Source organism: Flavobacterium panici (assembly GCF_903819335.1).
Lineage (GTDB): Bacteria > Bacteroidota > Bacteroidia > Flavobacteriales > Flavobacteriaceae > Flavobacterium > Flavobacterium panici.
In genome coordinates this window covers 88,296-103,917 of sequence record NZ_CAIJDE010000034.1, presented here as the reverse complement: position 1 = coordinate 103,917, position 15,622 = coordinate 88,296, and the positions used below count along the sequence as shown (strand labels likewise).

Here is a 15,622-nt window from a genome sequence, read left to right as displayed (position 1 = left end):
ATATTATCAATTATTAACCTACATTTGCCATCATCAAAATAACTACATTTATTTTGATAAATAAAATTAAATTAGCACAACCAAAAACGATTTAATGAATACAATTAATGAATATTTAAGTTTAGCAGAGTTTGAAGCCATAATCTTTGGAAATCAAAAAGTTACAATTAGCGATGTAGTTCTAAACCGAGTAAACGAAAGCTTCAATTTCTTAAAAGAATTCTCTGGAAATAAAGTAATTTACGGCGTAAACACAGGCTTTGGTCCAATGGCGCAATATAGAATTAAAGAGTCTGATCAAATTCAGCTTCAATATAATTTAATCCGCAGCCACTCTTCAGGAACAGGAAAACCATTAAATGCAGCTTGTGCAAAAGCAGCAATATTGGCTCGATTAAATACACTTTCATTAGGAAATTCTGGTGTACATCCGTCAGTAATTCATTTAATGTCTGAACTTATTAATAGAGATATTACACCTTTAATATTTGAACACGGCGGCGTTGGTGCCAGCGGTGACTTAGTGCAGTTATCACATTTAGCTTTAGTTTTAATAGGCGAAGGTGAAGTTTTTTATAAAGGCGAAAGAAGACCAACTCCTGAAGTTTTTGAAATTGAAGGTTTAAAACCAATTCAGGTAGAAATTAGAGAAGGTCTGGCATTAATCAACGGAACTTCTGTAATGACAGGAATTGGTGTTGTAAATGTATATCACGCTAAAAAATTATTAGACTGGTCATTAAAATCTTCTTGCGCCATAAACGAATTGGTTCAGGCATATGATGATCATTTTTCTGCAGAATTAAACCAAACAAAACGTCATAAAGGACAGCAGGAAATTGCGGCTAAAATGCGTCAGAATCTTTCAGACAGTACATTAATCCGTAAAAGAGAAGACCATTTATATTCTGGTGAAAACACCGAAGAAATCTTCAAAGAAAAAGTTCAGGAATATTATTCATTAAGATGTGTTCCTCAAATTTTAGGACCTGTTTTAGAAACGATCAATAATGTAGCCTCTATTCTGGAAGACGAATTTAACTCGGCAAACGACAATCCAATTATCGACGTAAAAAATCAGCACGTTTATCACGGAGGAAATTTCCACGGAGATTATATTTCGCTGGAAATGGATAAACTGAAAATCGTTATTACAAAATTAACGATGCTTGCAGAACGTCAGCTGAATTATTTATTGAATTCAAAAATCAACGAATTACTGCCTCCGTTTGTGAACTTAGGAACATTAGGATTTAATTTCGGAATGCAGGGCGTTCAGTTTACAGCAACCTCAACAACTGCCGAAAGTCAAATGCTATCCAACCCAATGTACGTTCACAGTATTCCAAACAACAATGACAATCAGGACATTGTAAGTATGGGAACAAACGCTGCGGTAATTACATCAAAAGTTATCGAAAATGCTTTTGAAGTATTGGCAATCGAAATGATTACTATCGTTCAGGCAATTGATTATTTAGGACAAAAAGATAAAATTTCATCGGTTACCAAAAAATGGTACGATGATGTTAGAAATATAATTCCAACATTTAAGGAAGATCAGGTAATGTATCCATTTGTTCAAAATGTAAAAGATTATTTGATTAACAATTAATTGGACAGGAATCATATTTTAAAAAACATGAAAAAAATATTTTTTTTATTTCTAATAGCTTTTCAATTAGTTAATGCTCAAGAACTTGCTTTAGTTAAAAAAGAAGGTAAATTTGGTCTTATTACAAAAGAAGGAACTTTTGCCGTTGAACCAAAATTTGACAGTGCAAGAGATTTTTCTGATGGATTAGCAGCTGTTAAACAAAATGGAAAATGGGGATATGTGGACAGAAAGGGAACTTTTTTAATTCCTCCAACATTTGATAATGCAAGAGATTTCAACAGCGGAATCGCTGCTATTGAAAAAAAAGCCGTTTGGTATTACATCAACAAACAAGGCGAAATATTAAAAGGTAATCCGGAATCTGATAAATTATTTGATTTTCATTACGGAGCAGCATTTTTTAGACAAGCAGATAAAGTTGGGATCATCAATAATAAATTTGAAATTGTTCTGGCTCCAAAATATGATGTGATCAGAGCTTTTTATAATGGTTATGCAAAAGCTGCCGTAAATGATAAATGGGGAATTGTTGACCCATCTGGAAAAGAAGTTGTTGAAGCCATTTATGACGAAGTTGGAGATTACTACAACAACACAACCTGGGCTAAAAAAGGAAAAGATTATGGACTGGTTCATAACGGACAGTTTATTAAAATAGACGATGTATGTGAATTTGGCGCTTTTGGAACGCAAGATTTAATTGCTGCGAAAAAAGACGCAAAATGGAGATTTGTAAATTTTGAAGGACAATGGGTTCTTAAACCTCTATTTGACAAAACAAAACCATTCTCTAATAATCTAGCACCTGTTCGCATTCGGGAAAAATGGGGTTATACCAATTTAGAAGGAATATGTGTGGTACAGCCAATGTACAATGATGCAGAACCTTTTAGCGAAAACGGACTTGCTGCTGTAAACAAAGGATACGGCTGGGGATTTATTAATGAAAGCGGAAAAGTAGTTATTCCGGCAGATTATGAAATTTCAGCAGCATTTGGAAGCTATATGCGTGAAGAAAAAGGATTTATTGGCGGATTAGCAAGAGTAAAACGCAACGGTAAATGGGGATTTTTGAAACCAAATGGAGATATTTTAATCGAATGGTTTCAAAATGCTGAACTCTTTCAGGAATAAAAAAGCATTTTTATATTATTAATATTGAATCTTAAAATCATGAAAAAAACACTTATTTTTTTGTTGCTAAGTTTTATTCAATTTGTTAATAGTCAAGAACTGGCATTAGTTAAAAAGAATTCAAAAATTGGATATATTTCCAAAGACGGATCCTTTAAAATTGAACCTCAATATAAATCTGCCAAAAGTTTTTCTGAAGGTTTAGCCGCTGTCGAAGACAACGGAAAATGGGGTTTTATTGATACCAAAGGAAGCTGGGTAATTCCGGCGTCTTTTAATAATGCTAAAGATTTTAACAGCGGAATTGCAGTTGTACAAAAAGATAAGGACTGGGTTTATATTAATACAAAAGGCGAAATTTTAAAAGCACCTGCTACCGAAAAAATATTCGATTTTAATAACGGCGTTGCTTTTATAAGACAAGGAAACAAAGTTGGATTAATCAATTCAAAACTTGCCGTGGTTTTAGAACCAAAATACGACCAAATCAAACCTTTTGAAAATGGCTATGCAAGAGTAGAACTAAATAAAAACTGGGGAATTATAAATACTTCCGGAAAAGAATTAGTTGAACCGGCTTACGCAGAAATTGGAAACTATTTTAAAGGCACAACCTGGGCAAGAAAAGACAAAACCTTCGGACTTGTAAGCGGAGGAAAATTCACTCCTGTTGATGGAGCTGAAAAAATCTGGGATTTTGAAACTCAGGATTTAACATATGCCAAAAAGAACGGAAAGATTGGTTTTATTGATTTAAACGGAAATTGGGTAATCCTGCCTATATATGATAAAGGAAAAGCATTCTCAAAAAATTTAGCTCCGGTTTTAGTTGGAAAAAAATGGGGTTATATCAATTTAAAAGGAACATTTGTAATAGAACCAACGTACAGCGATGCAGAAGTTTTTAGTACAAATGGTTTAGCTCCTGTAAAAGAAAGCAACTGGGGATTTATTAATGAAGCCGGAAAATTGGTAATTCCAACACAATACGGAATCACTTCAAACGGATTCGTTATTGCACTTTTTGTTCAGCAGGATAAAGGTTTTATTGATGGTCTTGCAAGAGTAAAAAATGAAGGAAAATGGGGTTTTCTAAGACCAGACGGAACTGTATTAGGAAATCAATGGTTTGAAAATGCTGAATTGTTTTCGCAAACAGCAGAAAGAGAAAAAAAGGAAACAAGTGTAGCTGCCGAAAGTCCAAAAGCTGAAACAAAAACAACAGCAAAACCGGCCAGCAAACCAGCAACTAAGAAAAAAAAATAAAATCAACATAAATGAAATGTGTATTAGTAACAGGCGGTTCAAGAGGAATTGGTAGTGCTATTTGTAAAAAATTAGCCGTTGAATCTAATTATCATATTCTGATCAATTATCATTCAAACAAAACTGCTGCCGAAGAAACACTTCAGGAAATACAAAAATTAGGCGCAACCGGAGAAATTTTAGGTTTTGATGTTGCCAATTTTGAACAAGTACAAACTGTTTTAACGCAATGGCAGGAATCAAATCCTGAAGCTATTGTGGAAGCCATTGTAAACAATGCCGGAATTACAAAAGATGGTCTTTTTATGTGGATGACTCCCGAAGACTGGAACGGTGTTGTAAACACAAGTTTAAACGGATTTTTTAATGTGACGCAGTTTTTTATTCAAAAAATGCTTCGCAATAAATACGGCCGAATCGTAAACATGGTTTCTGTTTCGGGTGTAAAAGGAACGGCCGGACAAACCAATTATTCGGCTGCAAAAGGTGCAATTGTTGCCGCAACAAAAGCATTGGCACAAGAAGTTGCAAAACGTAATATAACGGTAAACGCTGTTGCACCGGGTTTTATTAGAACAGATATGACAAGTGCACTTGACGAAAAAGAATTATTAAAGCTGATTCCGGTAAATCGTTTTGGCGAAGCCGAAGAAGTTGCAGATTTGGTAAGCTTTTTGATTTCAAAAAAATCGAGCTATATTACCGGCGAGATTATTAATATAAACGGAGGAATATATTCTTAAAATACTATGTTTGCATAATAAATAGATTAAAAAAATTGTGCCTTTGTTTAAAAATTACACTTTAAGGATAAAAAATTACTTTGAAAGACGATGAATAAGAGAGTTGTAATTACTGGAATGGGAATTTATTCTTGTATCGGAACTTCTTTAGATGAAGTAAAGGAATCATTGTATAACGGAAAATCGGGTATTCAGTTTGATTCAGAACGAAAAGAATTTGGTTTTCAGTCAGCCTTAACCGGAATGGTTCCAAAAGCTGATTTAAAAAATCTATTGACCCGAAGACAGCGTATGAGCATTGGTGAAGAAACCGAATATGCTTATATGGCCACTATCGAAGCATTGAAAAATGCCAATATCGACGATGCTTTTTTTGACACTCGCGAAGTTGGCATTATGTACGGAAACGACAGCGTTTCTAAAGCAATAATTGACGCTACAGATATCGTGCGCGAGAAAAAAGATACTGCCTTAATTGGTTCTGGAGCCATTTTTAAATCGATGAATTCTACCGTTACGATGAATCTTTCCACGATTTTTAAACTTCGCGGTATTAATTTAACCGTAAGTGCTGCCTGTGCGAGCGGTTCACATTCTATTGGATTAGCTTATTTTTTAATAAAAAGTGGTTTTCAGGATATCATTATAACCGGAGGAGCGCAGGAAATCAATAAATATGCAATGAGCAGTTTTGATGGTTTAGGCGTTTTTTCTAACAGAGAAAGTGATCCTGAAAAAGCTTCAAGACCTTTTGATGCCGGCCGTGACGGATTAATTCCGAGTGGCGGAGGTGCAACTTTAATTCTTGAAAGTTACGAATCTGCAATTGCGCGTGGAGCTAATATTATTGCCGAAGTTTCAGGTTACGGATTTTCATCAAACGGCGGACATATTTCGACTCCAAATGTCGAAGGTCCCGCTACAGCAATGCAAAGAGCACTTGACGATGCTAAACTAAAAGCATCAGATATTGAGTATATAAATGCACACGCAACCTCAACTCCGGTTGGCGATGCAAACGAAGCCAAAGCTATTTTTGAAGTTTTTGGTGAGAAAAACCCTTATGTAAGTTCAACAAAATCAATGACAGGCCACGAATGCTGGATGGCCGGAGCAAGCGAAATTATCTACTCTATCATAATGATGCTGAACGATTTCATTGCACCAAACATCAATTTAGACAATCCAGATGAAGATGCTTCAAAATTAAATTTAGTTAAAACTACGTTAAACAAAAAATTTGACATATTTTTGTCCAATTCTTTCGGTTTCGGAGGAACCAACTCGGCGTTGGTGGTTAAAAAGTTTAAATTGAACGATGAATAAAGAAGATATTATAGCAAAAATCAATGGTTTTTTAGTTGATGAATTTGAAGTAGACAATGACGACATTGAACCAAATGCTAATTTAAAAGATACGCTTGGCTTAGATAGTTTAGATTATGTTGATTTAGTAGTTTCAATAGAATCAAACTTTGGCGTAAAACTAGTTGAGGCAGATTTTGTTGGAATTTCTGATTTCCAAAGCTTCTATGACCTTATCGAAACCAAATTAAAAGCCAAAACAGCTTAATGAGTGAATGGGATGGCAAATCAAAAGGAACTGTTTTAGGTTATAGAATATTCGTTTTTTTGATTCAAAAAGCGGGTGTCAAATCTGCTTATGTTTTACTTTATTTTGTCGCTTCTTATTACTTTTTATTTTTAAAGAAAAGCAATCGCGCTATTTTTTATTACTTTAAAGAAAGGCTTCAATATTCCTATTTTAAATCAAAAAAAATGGTTTTCAAAAGTTATTACACTTTTGGACAGACCATTATTGATAAGGTTTCCATTTCGGCAGGAATGCGAAACAAATTTACCTATGAATTTGACGGAATTGAAATTTTAAAAAAGCTGTTGGCCGAAAAAAAAGGCGGTGTTTTAATTAGCGCACATGTTGGAAATTTTGAAATTGCAGAACATTTTTTAGGCGATATCGATCTTGATTTTCAAATCAATTTAGTCACTACAGATTTAGAACATTCTGCCATTAAAAATTATCTGGAAAGTATTACCCAAAAACCAACCGTAAAATTCATCATTATCAAAGATGATTTGTCTCATATTTTTGAGATCAATGCCGCTTTGGCAAACAATGAATTGGTTTGTTTTACAGGCGATCGTTATTTTGAAGGCACAAAATCACTTTCTGAAAACATTTTAGGCAAAGAAGCCAACTTCCCTGCCGGGCCATTTTTAATTGCATCACGATTAAAAGTTCCGGTTGTGTTCGTTTATGTTATGAAAGAGCCAAATTTACATTATCATTTATACGCAAGAGAAGCCACAGTGAAACACCGTGACGAAAAAGCATTGCTCAAAGAATACGTAACAAGCGTAGAAAATATCTTAAAAAAATACCCGCTGCAATGGTTTAATTATTTCGATTTCTGGAATGATTTGAAATCTTAAAGTTTTGTTTTGCCACGAATTACACAAATTTTCACTAATTTAATGTTTGGTGAAATTTTATAAATCTCAACGAGTGGCATAAAACATTCTTTTTTACGCAATACATTCGTGAAAATTTGTGTAATTCGTGGCAAACCCTCAATCCGTTAAACAAGAAAAATCCGTTTAAATAAATTTACTTATTTTTGTTCGCAACCAAAGCAAACAAACCTCAATGAAAAATGTTCTTGTTATTTATTATTCTCAATCAGGACAGTTAGAAACCATTGCGCAAAACATCGCAAAACCATTTCTAAATTCAGAGAATATAAAGGTGACTTTTCACGAAATACAATTAGAAAAACCCTTCCCGTTTCCGTGGAGTAAAGATGCTTTTTTTGATGCCTTTCCAGAATCTTTTTTACAGATTCCAACGGCATTAAAACCAGTTCCTGAAGAAATTTTAAACACAAAATTTGATTTGGTACTTTTCCATTATCAGGTTTGGTATTTATCACCTTCAATCCCAATAAACTCGTTTTTGAAAAGTGACGAAGCCAAAAAAATTCTGAACAACACGCCGGTTGTAACTATCAGCGGTTCAAGAAACATGTGGATTATGGCGCAGGAAAAAATTAAAACATTACTAAAAGAAGCCAATGCACAATTAGTAGGCAATGTTGCTCTCGTAGATCGTGTTGGAAATTTAATAAGTGTTATTACAATTGTAGAATGGATGTTTTCTGGTGTTAAGAAAAAATATTTAGGTATTTTTCCGTTGCCGGGAGTTTCAGAAAAAGACATTAATGAATCTCCAAAATTTGGAGAAGTAATACTTTCATCATTTAATGAGAATGATTTAGACGATTTACAGCCAAAATTGGTAGGAATTGGAGCTGTAAAAATTAGTCCGTACTTAGTAACAGTAGACAAAACGGCTAATAAAATTTTCAATAAATGGTCAAACCTGATTTTTAAAAATCAAAAAAACCGAAAAAAGCTTCTAAAAGTATTTAATGTTTATTTATTCTTGGCAATTTGGTTAATCTCACCAATAGTGTATATATTGCACTTTATTTCCTACCCTTTTAAGTTAAAAACCATAAAAAGACAAACTCAATATTATCAAGGAGTTTAGACGAGAATTTAGATTATGTTTGAAGTATATATAACAAAAGCTGCAAAATATTTGCCTAACGAAGCTGTTTCAAATGATGAAATGGAAGCTTATTTAGGACTTATCAACGATACTGCCTCAAAAGCAAGACGTATTATTTTGCGCAATAACAAAATTACAAGCCGTTATTACGCTGTTGATAAAGCAGGAAAAAGCACACACAGTAATGCCGAATTAACACGCAATGCTATTTTGCCGTTGTTCGACGAAAATTTTACGCCTCAGGATTTAGAAGTACTTTCATGCGGGACCTCAACGCCGGACATTTTTCTGCCTTCACACGCGGCGATGGTTCATGGTCTGCTAAAAAATAAATCGGTAGAACTAAACTCTTCAACAGGAGTTTGCTGTGCCGGAATGAACTCCCTTAAATTTGGTTTTCTTTCCGTACGTTCTGGAAATTCAAAAAATGCAATCTGCACAGGATCTGAAAAAGTTTCAACCTGGCTGAATGCTCAAAAATACAATCACGAAGCCGACAATTTAAAAAATCTGGAAGAACAGCCCATTATCGCTTTCAAAAAAGATTTCTTGCGCTGGATGTTATCTGACGGTGCCGGTGCATTTTTATTAGAAAATAAGCCCCGAGGAACAATTTCTCTTAAAATAGAATGGATGGAAGCTTTTTCGTATGCATACGAATTAGAAACCTGCATGTACGCCGGAGGTGATAAATTAGAAAACGGAGAAATAAAATCATGGAGCGATTACGCACCGGAACAATGGCTGAACGAATCTGTTTTCTCAATTAAACAAGACGTTAAACTTTTAGATGAATTTATTCTTTCAAAAGGTGCCAAAAGTATGAAAGACGCGATGGATAAAAACAACATCAAATCTGACGATATTACTTATTTTATTCCTCACGTTTCTTCTAACTTTTTTGTGGAAGGACTGAAAAAAGGGTTAACCGAAAAAGGAATCGGAATGAGCGATGATAAATGGTTCATGAATCTTTCCAGAGTTGGAAATGTAGGTTCTGCTTCTATTTATCTGGCTTTAGAAGAATTAATGAATTCAGGAAATTTGAAAAAAGGAGATAAAATTCTTTTATCAGTTCCGGAAAGCGGAAGATTTTCTTTTGCATATGCGTATTTAACAGTTTGCTAATGGAAACAATGGCACTTTTAGAAAAAGAAACAGTCGAAAATTTATTACCTCAAAAGTTCCCTTTTGTAATGGTTGATGCTATGCATTCTTATACCGAAACTTCTTTGGTTTCTGGTTTAACAATTCAGCAGGATAATATTTTCGTGAAAAATGATATTTTTCTGGAAGCCGGTTTAATTGAACATATGGCACAGTCTGTAGCATTGCATACGGGATATCAGTTTTTTTTAAGAAACGAAACTGCACCAACAGGTTACATTGGTTCTATTAAAGAAATTGAAATTAAAAAGCTGCCAAAACTAAATGACAACATTCAATCTGAAGTAACTATTTTGCAGGAATTTGCAGGAATCACTTTGGTGAAAATCGTTACGATATTAAATAATGAAGAAATTGCAAACGGACAAATGAAAACCGTTTTAGCTAAATAATATGATTTTGAATACCGGAGTTGACATACAAAATTATTTACCGCACCGAGCGCCAATGCTTATGGTCGATTTGATTTTGGATATTGATGCCAACTTTGTAGAAACCACTTTTTTGATAAAAGAAGACAATATTTTTGTTCAGGATACTGTTTTTATCGAAGCAGGTTTAATTGAAAATACGGCGCAGACTTGTTCATCAATCGTGGGAAAAAAATACTTTTTTGACGAAGACGGAACAGAAAATGAGAACGTAAATGTAATTGGATTTATCAGTGCCTTAAAAAATGTAAAAATTCATTCGCTGCCAAAAGTCGGCGATACTATAATTACCAAAGCAAATTTAGTTTCAAAATTTGCCGGCGACGATTACACTTTATGCACAATGAGCTGTCAAAGTTCAGTAGAAGATCAGATACTCTTAGAATGCGAAATTAATTTGTTCATTCAAAAAACAGTTTCAGTTTCGTAATAATTCCACTTGAAAATATAACTAGGTAATGGAAAAAGATAAAGTACCTCAGGATAAAAGCAACTTAACTAAAAACAATGTAAAAGAGCTTTTATATGCAACTGATGAAAACGGCAATTATACCACAACGCTAAGCACAGGCTGGGAACCCAAAACAATTGCACTCTCTAATTCTATTGAAGAAATAAACGAGCGTATCGCCGAAGCCAGACAACAAGTTTTAAATGGCGAAGTAAGCCCGATCGTTTATTTTATGGAAGTAAATAAAATGGATCTTACTATTTTATCAAGTTACGTAGGACTTTGGAAATGGCGCGTAAAAAGACATTTTAAACCAAGCGTTTTTGCAAAACTAAACGATAAAGTTTTAAAGAAATACGCTGACACCTTTGAAATTTCAATTGAAGAATTAAAAAACAGCATCACCAAATAATGGAATTAACTTTCACACATCATCAGTCTGCTCATTGCGAGAATGGAGTAGCGTCGAATCTGCTAAAAAACAGCGGACTAAACATCAGCGAACCGATGGTTTTTGGTATTGGCTCTGGATTGTTTTTTGTATATCTGCCTTTTATAAAAGTCAATTATGCTCCGGCAATTAGTTACAGAACTCTGCCTGGACAAATTTTTAATAAAGTTGCCAATCGTTTAAATTTAAAAATAAAAAGACAAAAATTTTCTTCTGTTTCAAATGCCAATAAAGAATTAGACGAAAATTTAAAAAATAATATTCCAACCGGATTACAAGTCGGCGTTTACAACTTAAGTTATTTTCCAGACGAATATCGTTTTCATTTCAACGCACACAATTTAGTTGTTTACGGAAAAACCGAAACAGATTATTTAGTGAGTGATCCAGTTATGGAAACCGTTACGACTTTAACGCACGAAGAATTAGACAAAGTTCGTTTTGCCAAAGGTGCTTTTGCGCCTCGCGGACAAATGTATTATCCAATTCAGGTTCCGAAAGACGTTGATTTAAAAAGCGCCATCATTAAAGGAATTAAAAATACGTGCCGAGATATGCTTGCGCCAATGCCAATTGTAGGCGTTCGCGGCATCAAATTTGTTTCAAAGCAAATTAGAAAATGGCCGATAAAACACGGAACCAAAAAAGCCAATCATTATTTGGCGCAAATGGTTCGTATGCAGGAAGAAATTGGAACTGGAGGCGGTGGTTTCCGTTTTATTTATGCGGCATTTTTACAAGAAGCTTCGGTTATTTTAGGTAATGAAGAATTGAAAGAACTTTCGAAAGAAATGACAAAAATTGGAGATTCATGGCGTGATTTTGCCGTTGAAGCTTCACGTATTTATAAAAACAGAAGTGCTAAAGAAGACGCTTACAACACTATTGCCGATGAACTTTTAGACATTGCCAACAGAGAAGAAATCTTTTTCAAAAAATTAAAAAAAGCCATCAGCTAATATTTTGCAATCCATAATTAAAATAGAATCCCTTTCGAAAAAGTACAAAGAAGCCGATCAGTTTTCTTTGAACGACGTTTCGTTAAATATAAATGAAGGAGAAATTTTTGGTTTACTTGGCCCAAATGGCGCCGGAAAAACAACCTTAATTTCAATGCTCTGCGGATTGGTAAAACCAACATCGGGACATTTCTCAATTGATGGTTTAGATTATCAGCATCATTCTTCAAAAATTAAAAAAATTATAGGCATTGTTCCTCAGGAATACGCCTTATATCCTACTCTTACAGCAAGAGAAAACCTGCATTATTTTGGAAGCATGTACGGTTTAAAAGGTTCTGACTTAAAAGATAAAGTGATCGAAACTTTAGATCTTTTGGGCCTTTTAAAATTTGCCGACAAACCTGTTGAAACGTTCTCTGGCGGAATGAAACGCCGTGTCAATTTAATTGCCGGAATTCTGCATAAACCAAAAGTTTTATTTTTAGATGAACCAACTGTTGGTGTTGATGTGCAGTCTAAAAATGCCATTATAGATTATCTAAAAGTGTTGAACCAAAACGGAACATCTATTATTTATACTTCGCATCATTTGGCTGAAGCCGAAGATTTCTGCACCAATATTGCCATTTTAGACCGAGGCCGAATTTACGCAAAAGGAACGCCTTCAACTTTAATTAATTCTGTTGAAGATGCCCGAAATCTCGAAGACGTTTTTATTTCATTAACCGGTAAAGACTTGAGAGATGCTATATAAAATTTGGATGTCGATCGTAAAAGAATTTTTACTGCTTAAACGCGATTTAGGCGGATTGATTATTCTGTTTATAATGCCTTTGGTTTTGGTCATTACCGTTACGTTAATTCAGGACAGTACTTTTAAAACCGTCAGTGATTCTAAAATTCCCATTTTATTGGTTGACAATGATAAAGGTTCTGTTTCCAAAACCGTTTTTGAGAATTTAGAAAAAAGTAATCTGTTCAGTGTTGTAACGCAAATCGACAATAAAACAATTACCGAAGATATTGCCAGAGAAAATGTTTACAAAGGAAAATTTCAATTGGCCATTGTAATCCCAAAAAATTTAAGCTCAGATTTACAAGCGAAAGTTGATCAAAATGTCGAAAAAATTGTCAGCAGTTTAGGCATGACTGACAGTACTGCGACAAGCGAACCTCAACCCATAATTAAAGAAAAAGAAGTAAAACTGTATTTTGATCCGGCGGTTCAAATGAGTTTTAAAAATGCGGTCATGAGTTCGATCGACAAAATGATTTCGCAAATTGAAACCAAATCAATTTACACCACTTTCGAAAAACAATTAGGAGAAGGTAGCACCAATTTTGAGCAAAAAAGTTTCATTTCTTTCAAAGAGATAATTCCGAAGATTAATAACAAAGAAGTTCGTCCAAATTCGGTTCAGCATAACGTTCCGGCGTGGACACTTTTTGCGATATTTTTTATTGTAATTCCGTTATCTATTAATATTGTAAAAGAAAAATCTCAGGGAACTTTTGTTCGATTAAGAACCAATCCTGTTTCTAGTTTAGTTGTGATTATTGGTAAAACGATCACTTATTCTGTCATTTGTATGATTCAGTTTTATATGATGGTTGCCGTTGCCGTTTTTCTATTTCCATCCATCGGATTGCCGTCTTTAAATATCGAAGGACATTTAGCATTAATGAGTGTCGTGGCGTTATTTTCAGGTTTTGCCGCCATCGGGTTTGGAATTTTATTGGGAACAATTGCAAGCACACAGGAACAATCGGCTCCGTTTGGCGCAACAAGCGTGATCATTTTAGCAGCAATTGGCGGCATCTGGGTTCCGGTTTTTGCCATGCCAAAAATCATGCAGATTATTGCTAAATCGTCTCCAATGAACTGGGGATTAGATGCTTTCTATGACGTTTTATTACGTAACGTTACTTTCCTGGAAATCATCCCAAAAATAAGTTTACTATTTTTGTTTTTTATTCTTACCACAGCCATCGCATTATTTTATGATAAAAAGAAAAGAGCAGTTTAACGAAGCTACAAACCTGACCGTTACACACGAAATCAGAATTCGTTTTAACGAAACTGATCCGCTTGGAATCGTTTGGCACGGCAACTATATAACTTATTTTGAAGATGGACGTGAAGCGTTTGGCCGCCAGCACGGACTTACGTATTTAGACATTGCCAAAACCGGATATACAACGCCAATTGTAAAATCGACTTGCGAACATAAATTGTCTTTACGTTACGGCGATGTAGTTACAATCGAAACAACAGTTGTCGATACGCCCGCTGCAAAAATGATTTACCGTTTTAAAATTATTGATGACAAAGGTGAAATTGCCTGCACAGGCGAAACTGTTCAGGTTTTTTTAGATAAAGAAGGAAATTTAATGCTGACAAATCCTCCTTTTTATACGGAATGGAAAAAGAAAGTTGGATTACTATTATAAAACACGGATTGCACTAATTTTCACGAATAAAAAAATAAAATAACCAAGATTCGTTTCCTGCAAGGTTTTCAAAACCTTGTAGGTATAAAATAAAATAATCTGTGTAAACCTGTTTAATCTGTAAAATCTGCGAGCCATTTTTTCAGACAAAGCTTTAAAATAAATACCTACAAGGTTTTGAAAACCTTGCAGGAGAAACTGAGAATCATAAAATGTTAAAACAAATATACATTACAGAAACAAATTGTATCACACCTTTAGGTTTTGATGTCGAATCGAATGTTGAAGCTATTCTTCGCGGCGATTCCGGCATTCAGCTTCATAATGATATTTCTTTAATGCCCAATTCATTTTATGCTTCGATTATTTCTGATGAAAAAATAAACAGTGCTTTTTCAAAAATAAGCACTGAAACTCAATATTCCCGTTTAGAGAAAATGATGATTTTGGCTTTAGAGCCCATTATCAAAAATTCTGGAATTGAATTAAATTCAAAAACGGCTTTTATACTTTCTACCACAAAAGGAAATGTTACGGCTTTAGCAAATGATTCTGACGACAGTTTTAATAACGCACATTTAGATATTTTAGCAAAAACCATTTCAGATTTCTTCGGATTTCAAACACAGCCCATTGTTATTTCAAATGCTTGTGTTTCGGGAATTTTGGCAGTTTCAATTGCTAAAAGAATGATTCAATCTGAATTGTATGACAACATTTTTGTTGTTGCCGGCGATGAAGTTTCAGAATTTGTTTTGTCTGGTTTTAATGCCTTTCAGGCAATGAGCGATTTACCTTGTAAACCGTATTCTAAAAACAGAACCGGAGTAAGTTTAGGCGAAGCAGCAGCAGCAGTTTTAATTTCGGCGGAAGCAAAAAACGCTAAAATAAAAGTGATTGGTGACAGTTCGATAAACGATGCGAATCATATTTCTGGACCGTCAAGAACAGGTGAAGGTTTGTTTCGAAGTATTCAGAATGCTTTAAAAGAAGCTCAAATAGAAGCTAACAAACTAGATTATATTTCAGCACACGGAACTGCAACTCCGTTTAACGACGAAATGGAAGCGATTGCTTTAAATCGTTTAGGTTTACAAAATGTTCCTGTAAATAGTTTAAAAGGATTTTACGGTCATACGTTAGGTGCTTCGGGATTATTGGAAACTGTAATTGCGATTGAATCTGCTAATCAAAATACACTTTTTGAATCAAAAGGTTTTGATGAAATTGGTGTGAGTGAAACAATCAATGTGATTGAGAAAAATGAAGAAAAGAAGATTGAATATTTTTTGAAAACGGCTTCTGGATTTGGAGGTTGTAATACGGCTGTTGTTTTTGAGAAAGTGAAATAAAAAA

17 protein-coding genes are annotated in these 15,622 nt (G+C 34.3%); all 17 read left to right on the top strand.

The genetic code is table 11. The features are described from left to right. Positions 1 to 94: 94 nt before the first annotated feature. On the top strand, positions 95 to 1,615 hold the full coding sequence (locus FLAPXU55_RS06715; RefSeq protein WP_180857063.1) for an HAL/PAL/TAL family ammonia-lyase: 1,521 nt from the start codon (positions 95 to 97) through the stop codon (positions 1,613 to 1,615). Positions 1,616 to 1,642: 27 nt separating this feature from the next. Next, a complete protein-coding gene (locus FLAPXU55_RS06710; RefSeq protein ID WP_180857062.1) occupies positions 1,643 to 2,752 on the top strand; it encodes a WG repeat-containing protein in 1,110 nt (369 codons plus the stop codon). 39 nt (positions 2,753 to 2,791) lie between these two features. Then, entirely contained in the window at positions 2,792 to 4,018 is a 1,227-nt protein-coding gene (locus tag FLAPXU55_RS06705; RefSeq protein WP_180857061.1) for a WG repeat-containing protein, read from the top strand. An 11-nt stretch (positions 4,019 to 4,029) separates the two neighbouring features. Then, the gene (gene fabG, locus FLAPXU55_RS06700) at positions 4,030 to 4,761 is read left to right on the top strand and encodes a 3-oxoacyl-ACP reductase FabG (RefSeq protein ID WP_053472934.1); all 732 of its coding nucleotides are present in this window, start codon (positions 4,030 to 4,032) and stop codon (positions 4,759 to 4,761) included. 90 nt (positions 4,762 to 4,851) lie between these two features. Next, positions 4,852 to 6,087: a beta-ketoacyl-[acyl-carrier-protein] synthase family protein gene (locus FLAPXU55_RS06695; RefSeq protein WP_053472935.1), complete on the top strand. Its 1,236-nt coding sequence runs from the start codon at positions 4,852 to 4,854 to the stop codon at positions 6,085 to 6,087. Beyond that, a complete protein-coding gene (locus FLAPXU55_RS06690; protein ID WP_053472936.1) occupies positions 6,080 to 6,334 on the top strand; it encodes an acyl carrier protein in 255 nt (84 codons plus the stop codon). Before FLAPXU55_RS06695 ends, FLAPXU55_RS06690 begins: the two co-directional genes overlap by 8 nt. Next, positions 6,334 to 7,215: an LpxL/LpxP family acyltransferase gene (locus FLAPXU55_RS06685; protein WP_180857060.1), complete on the top strand. Its 882-nt coding sequence runs from the start codon at positions 6,334 to 6,336 to the stop codon at positions 7,213 to 7,215. Before FLAPXU55_RS06690 ends, FLAPXU55_RS06685 begins: the two co-directional genes overlap by 1 nt. Before the next feature lie 214 nt (positions 7,216 to 7,429). After that, a complete protein-coding gene (locus tag FLAPXU55_RS06680) occupies positions 7,430 to 8,332 on the top strand; it encodes a hypothetical protein (protein WP_053472938.1) in 903 nt (300 codons plus the stop codon). 15 nt (positions 8,333 to 8,347) lie between these two features. Continuing rightward, a complete protein-coding gene (locus tag FLAPXU55_RS06675) occupies positions 8,348 to 9,481 on the top strand; it encodes a beta-ketoacyl-ACP synthase III (RefSeq protein WP_180857059.1) in 1,134 nt (377 codons plus the stop codon). Then, a complete protein-coding gene (locus FLAPXU55_RS06670; protein WP_180857058.1) occupies positions 9,481 to 9,912 on the top strand; it encodes a hypothetical protein in 432 nt (143 codons plus the stop codon). The genes FLAPXU55_RS06675 and FLAPXU55_RS06670 overlap by 1 nt, the downstream gene beginning before the upstream one ends. A gap of 1 nt (position 9,913) precedes the next feature. Next, positions 9,914 to 10,381, top strand: a complete 468-nt coding sequence (locus tag FLAPXU55_RS06665; protein ID WP_180857057.1) for an ABC transporter permease — start codon at positions 9,914 to 9,916, stop codon at positions 10,379 to 10,381. Positions 10,382 to 10,409: 28 nt separating this feature from the next. After that, positions 10,410 to 10,814 carry a hypothetical protein gene (locus tag FLAPXU55_RS06660; protein ID WP_180857056.1) on the top strand — a complete coding sequence of 135 codons (405 nt, stop codon included), beginning with the start codon at positions 10,410 to 10,412 and terminating at the stop codon, positions 10,812 to 10,814. After that, entirely contained in the window at positions 10,814 to 11,812 is a 999-nt protein-coding gene (locus tag FLAPXU55_RS06655) for a BtrH N-terminal domain-containing protein (protein WP_180857055.1), read from the top strand. The genes FLAPXU55_RS06660 and FLAPXU55_RS06655 overlap by 1 nt, the downstream gene beginning before the upstream one ends. A 4-nt stretch (positions 11,813 to 11,816) precedes the next feature. Then, positions 11,817 to 12,569: an ABC transporter ATP-binding protein gene (locus FLAPXU55_RS06650; protein ID WP_180857054.1), complete on the top strand. Its 753-nt coding sequence runs from the start codon at positions 11,817 to 11,819 to the stop codon at positions 12,567 to 12,569. Then, positions 12,559 to 13,842: an ABC transporter permease gene (locus tag FLAPXU55_RS06645; RefSeq protein WP_180857053.1), complete on the top strand. Its 1,284-nt coding sequence runs from the start codon at positions 12,559 to 12,561 to the stop codon at positions 13,840 to 13,842. The genes FLAPXU55_RS06650 and FLAPXU55_RS06645 overlap by 11 nt, the downstream gene beginning before the upstream one ends. Next, positions 13,817 to 14,266, top strand: coding sequence for an acyl-CoA thioesterase (locus FLAPXU55_RS06640; protein ID WP_180857052.1), 450 nt, complete (start codon positions 13,817 to 13,819; stop codon positions 14,264 to 14,266). Before FLAPXU55_RS06645 ends, FLAPXU55_RS06640 begins: the two co-directional genes overlap by 26 nt. Positions 14,267 to 14,478: 212 nt before the next feature. Then, the gene (locus FLAPXU55_RS06635; RefSeq protein WP_180857051.1) at positions 14,479 to 15,618 is read left to right on the top strand and encodes a beta-ketoacyl-[acyl-carrier-protein] synthase family protein; all 1,140 of its coding nucleotides are present in this window, start codon (positions 14,479 to 14,481) and stop codon (positions 15,616 to 15,618) included. Positions 15,619 to 15,622 lie beyond the last annotated feature (4 nt).

Excerpts from the sequence above, each read along its gene's own strand:
- fabG (WP_053472934.1), top strand. The coding sequence starts at position 4,030 with ATGAAATGTGTATTAGTAACAGGCGGTTCAAGAGGAATTGGTAGTGCT.
- FLAPXU55_RS06715 (WP_180857063.1), top strand. The coding sequence starts at position 95 with ATGAATACAATTAATGAATATTTAAGTTTAGCAGAGTTTGAAGCCATA.
- FLAPXU55_RS06670 (WP_180857058.1), top strand. The coding sequence starts at position 9,481 with ATGGAAACAATGGCACTTTTAGAAAAAGAAACAGTCGAAAATTTATTA.
- FLAPXU55_RS06680 (WP_053472938.1), top strand. The coding sequence starts at position 7,430 with ATGAAAAATGTTCTTGTTATTTATTATTCTCAATCAGGACAGTTAGAA.
- FLAPXU55_RS06710 (WP_180857062.1), top strand. The coding sequence starts at position 1,643 with ATGAAAAAAATATTTTTTTTATTTCTAATAGCTTTTCAATTAGTTAAT.
- FLAPXU55_RS06635 (WP_180857051.1), top strand. The coding sequence starts at position 14,479 with ATGTTAAAACAAATATACATTACAGAAACAAATTGTATCACACCTTTA.
- FLAPXU55_RS06640 (WP_180857052.1), top strand. The coding sequence starts at position 13,817 with ATGATAAAAAGAAAAGAGCAGTTTAACGAAGCTACAAACCTGACCGTT.
- FLAPXU55_RS06690 (WP_053472936.1), top strand. The coding sequence starts at position 6,080 with ATGAATAAAGAAGATATTATAGCAAAAATCAATGGTTTTTTAGTTGAT.
- FLAPXU55_RS06705 (WP_180857061.1), top strand. The coding sequence starts at position 2,792 with ATGAAAAAAACACTTATTTTTTTGTTGCTAAGTTTTATTCAATTTGTT.
- FLAPXU55_RS06695 (WP_053472935.1), top strand. The coding sequence starts at position 4,852 with ATGAATAAGAGAGTTGTAATTACTGGAATGGGAATTTATTCTTGTATC.
- FLAPXU55_RS06660 (WP_180857056.1), top strand. The coding sequence starts at position 10,410 with ATGGAAAAAGATAAAGTACCTCAGGATAAAAGCAACTTAACTAAAAAC.
- FLAPXU55_RS06675 (WP_180857059.1), top strand. The coding sequence starts at position 8,348 with ATGTTTGAAGTATATATAACAAAAGCTGCAAAATATTTGCCTAACGAA.
- FLAPXU55_RS06655 (WP_180857055.1), top strand. The coding sequence starts at position 10,814 with ATGGAATTAACTTTCACACATCATCAGTCTGCTCATTGCGAGAATGGA.
- FLAPXU55_RS06685 (WP_180857060.1), top strand. The coding sequence starts at position 6,334 with ATGAGTGAATGGGATGGCAAATCAAAAGGAACTGTTTTAGGTTATAGA.
- FLAPXU55_RS06645 (WP_180857053.1), top strand. The coding sequence starts at position 12,559 with ATGCTATATAAAATTTGGATGTCGATCGTAAAAGAATTTTTACTGCTT.
- FLAPXU55_RS06665 (WP_180857057.1), top strand. The coding sequence starts at position 9,914 with ATGATTTTGAATACCGGAGTTGACATACAAAATTATTTACCGCACCGA.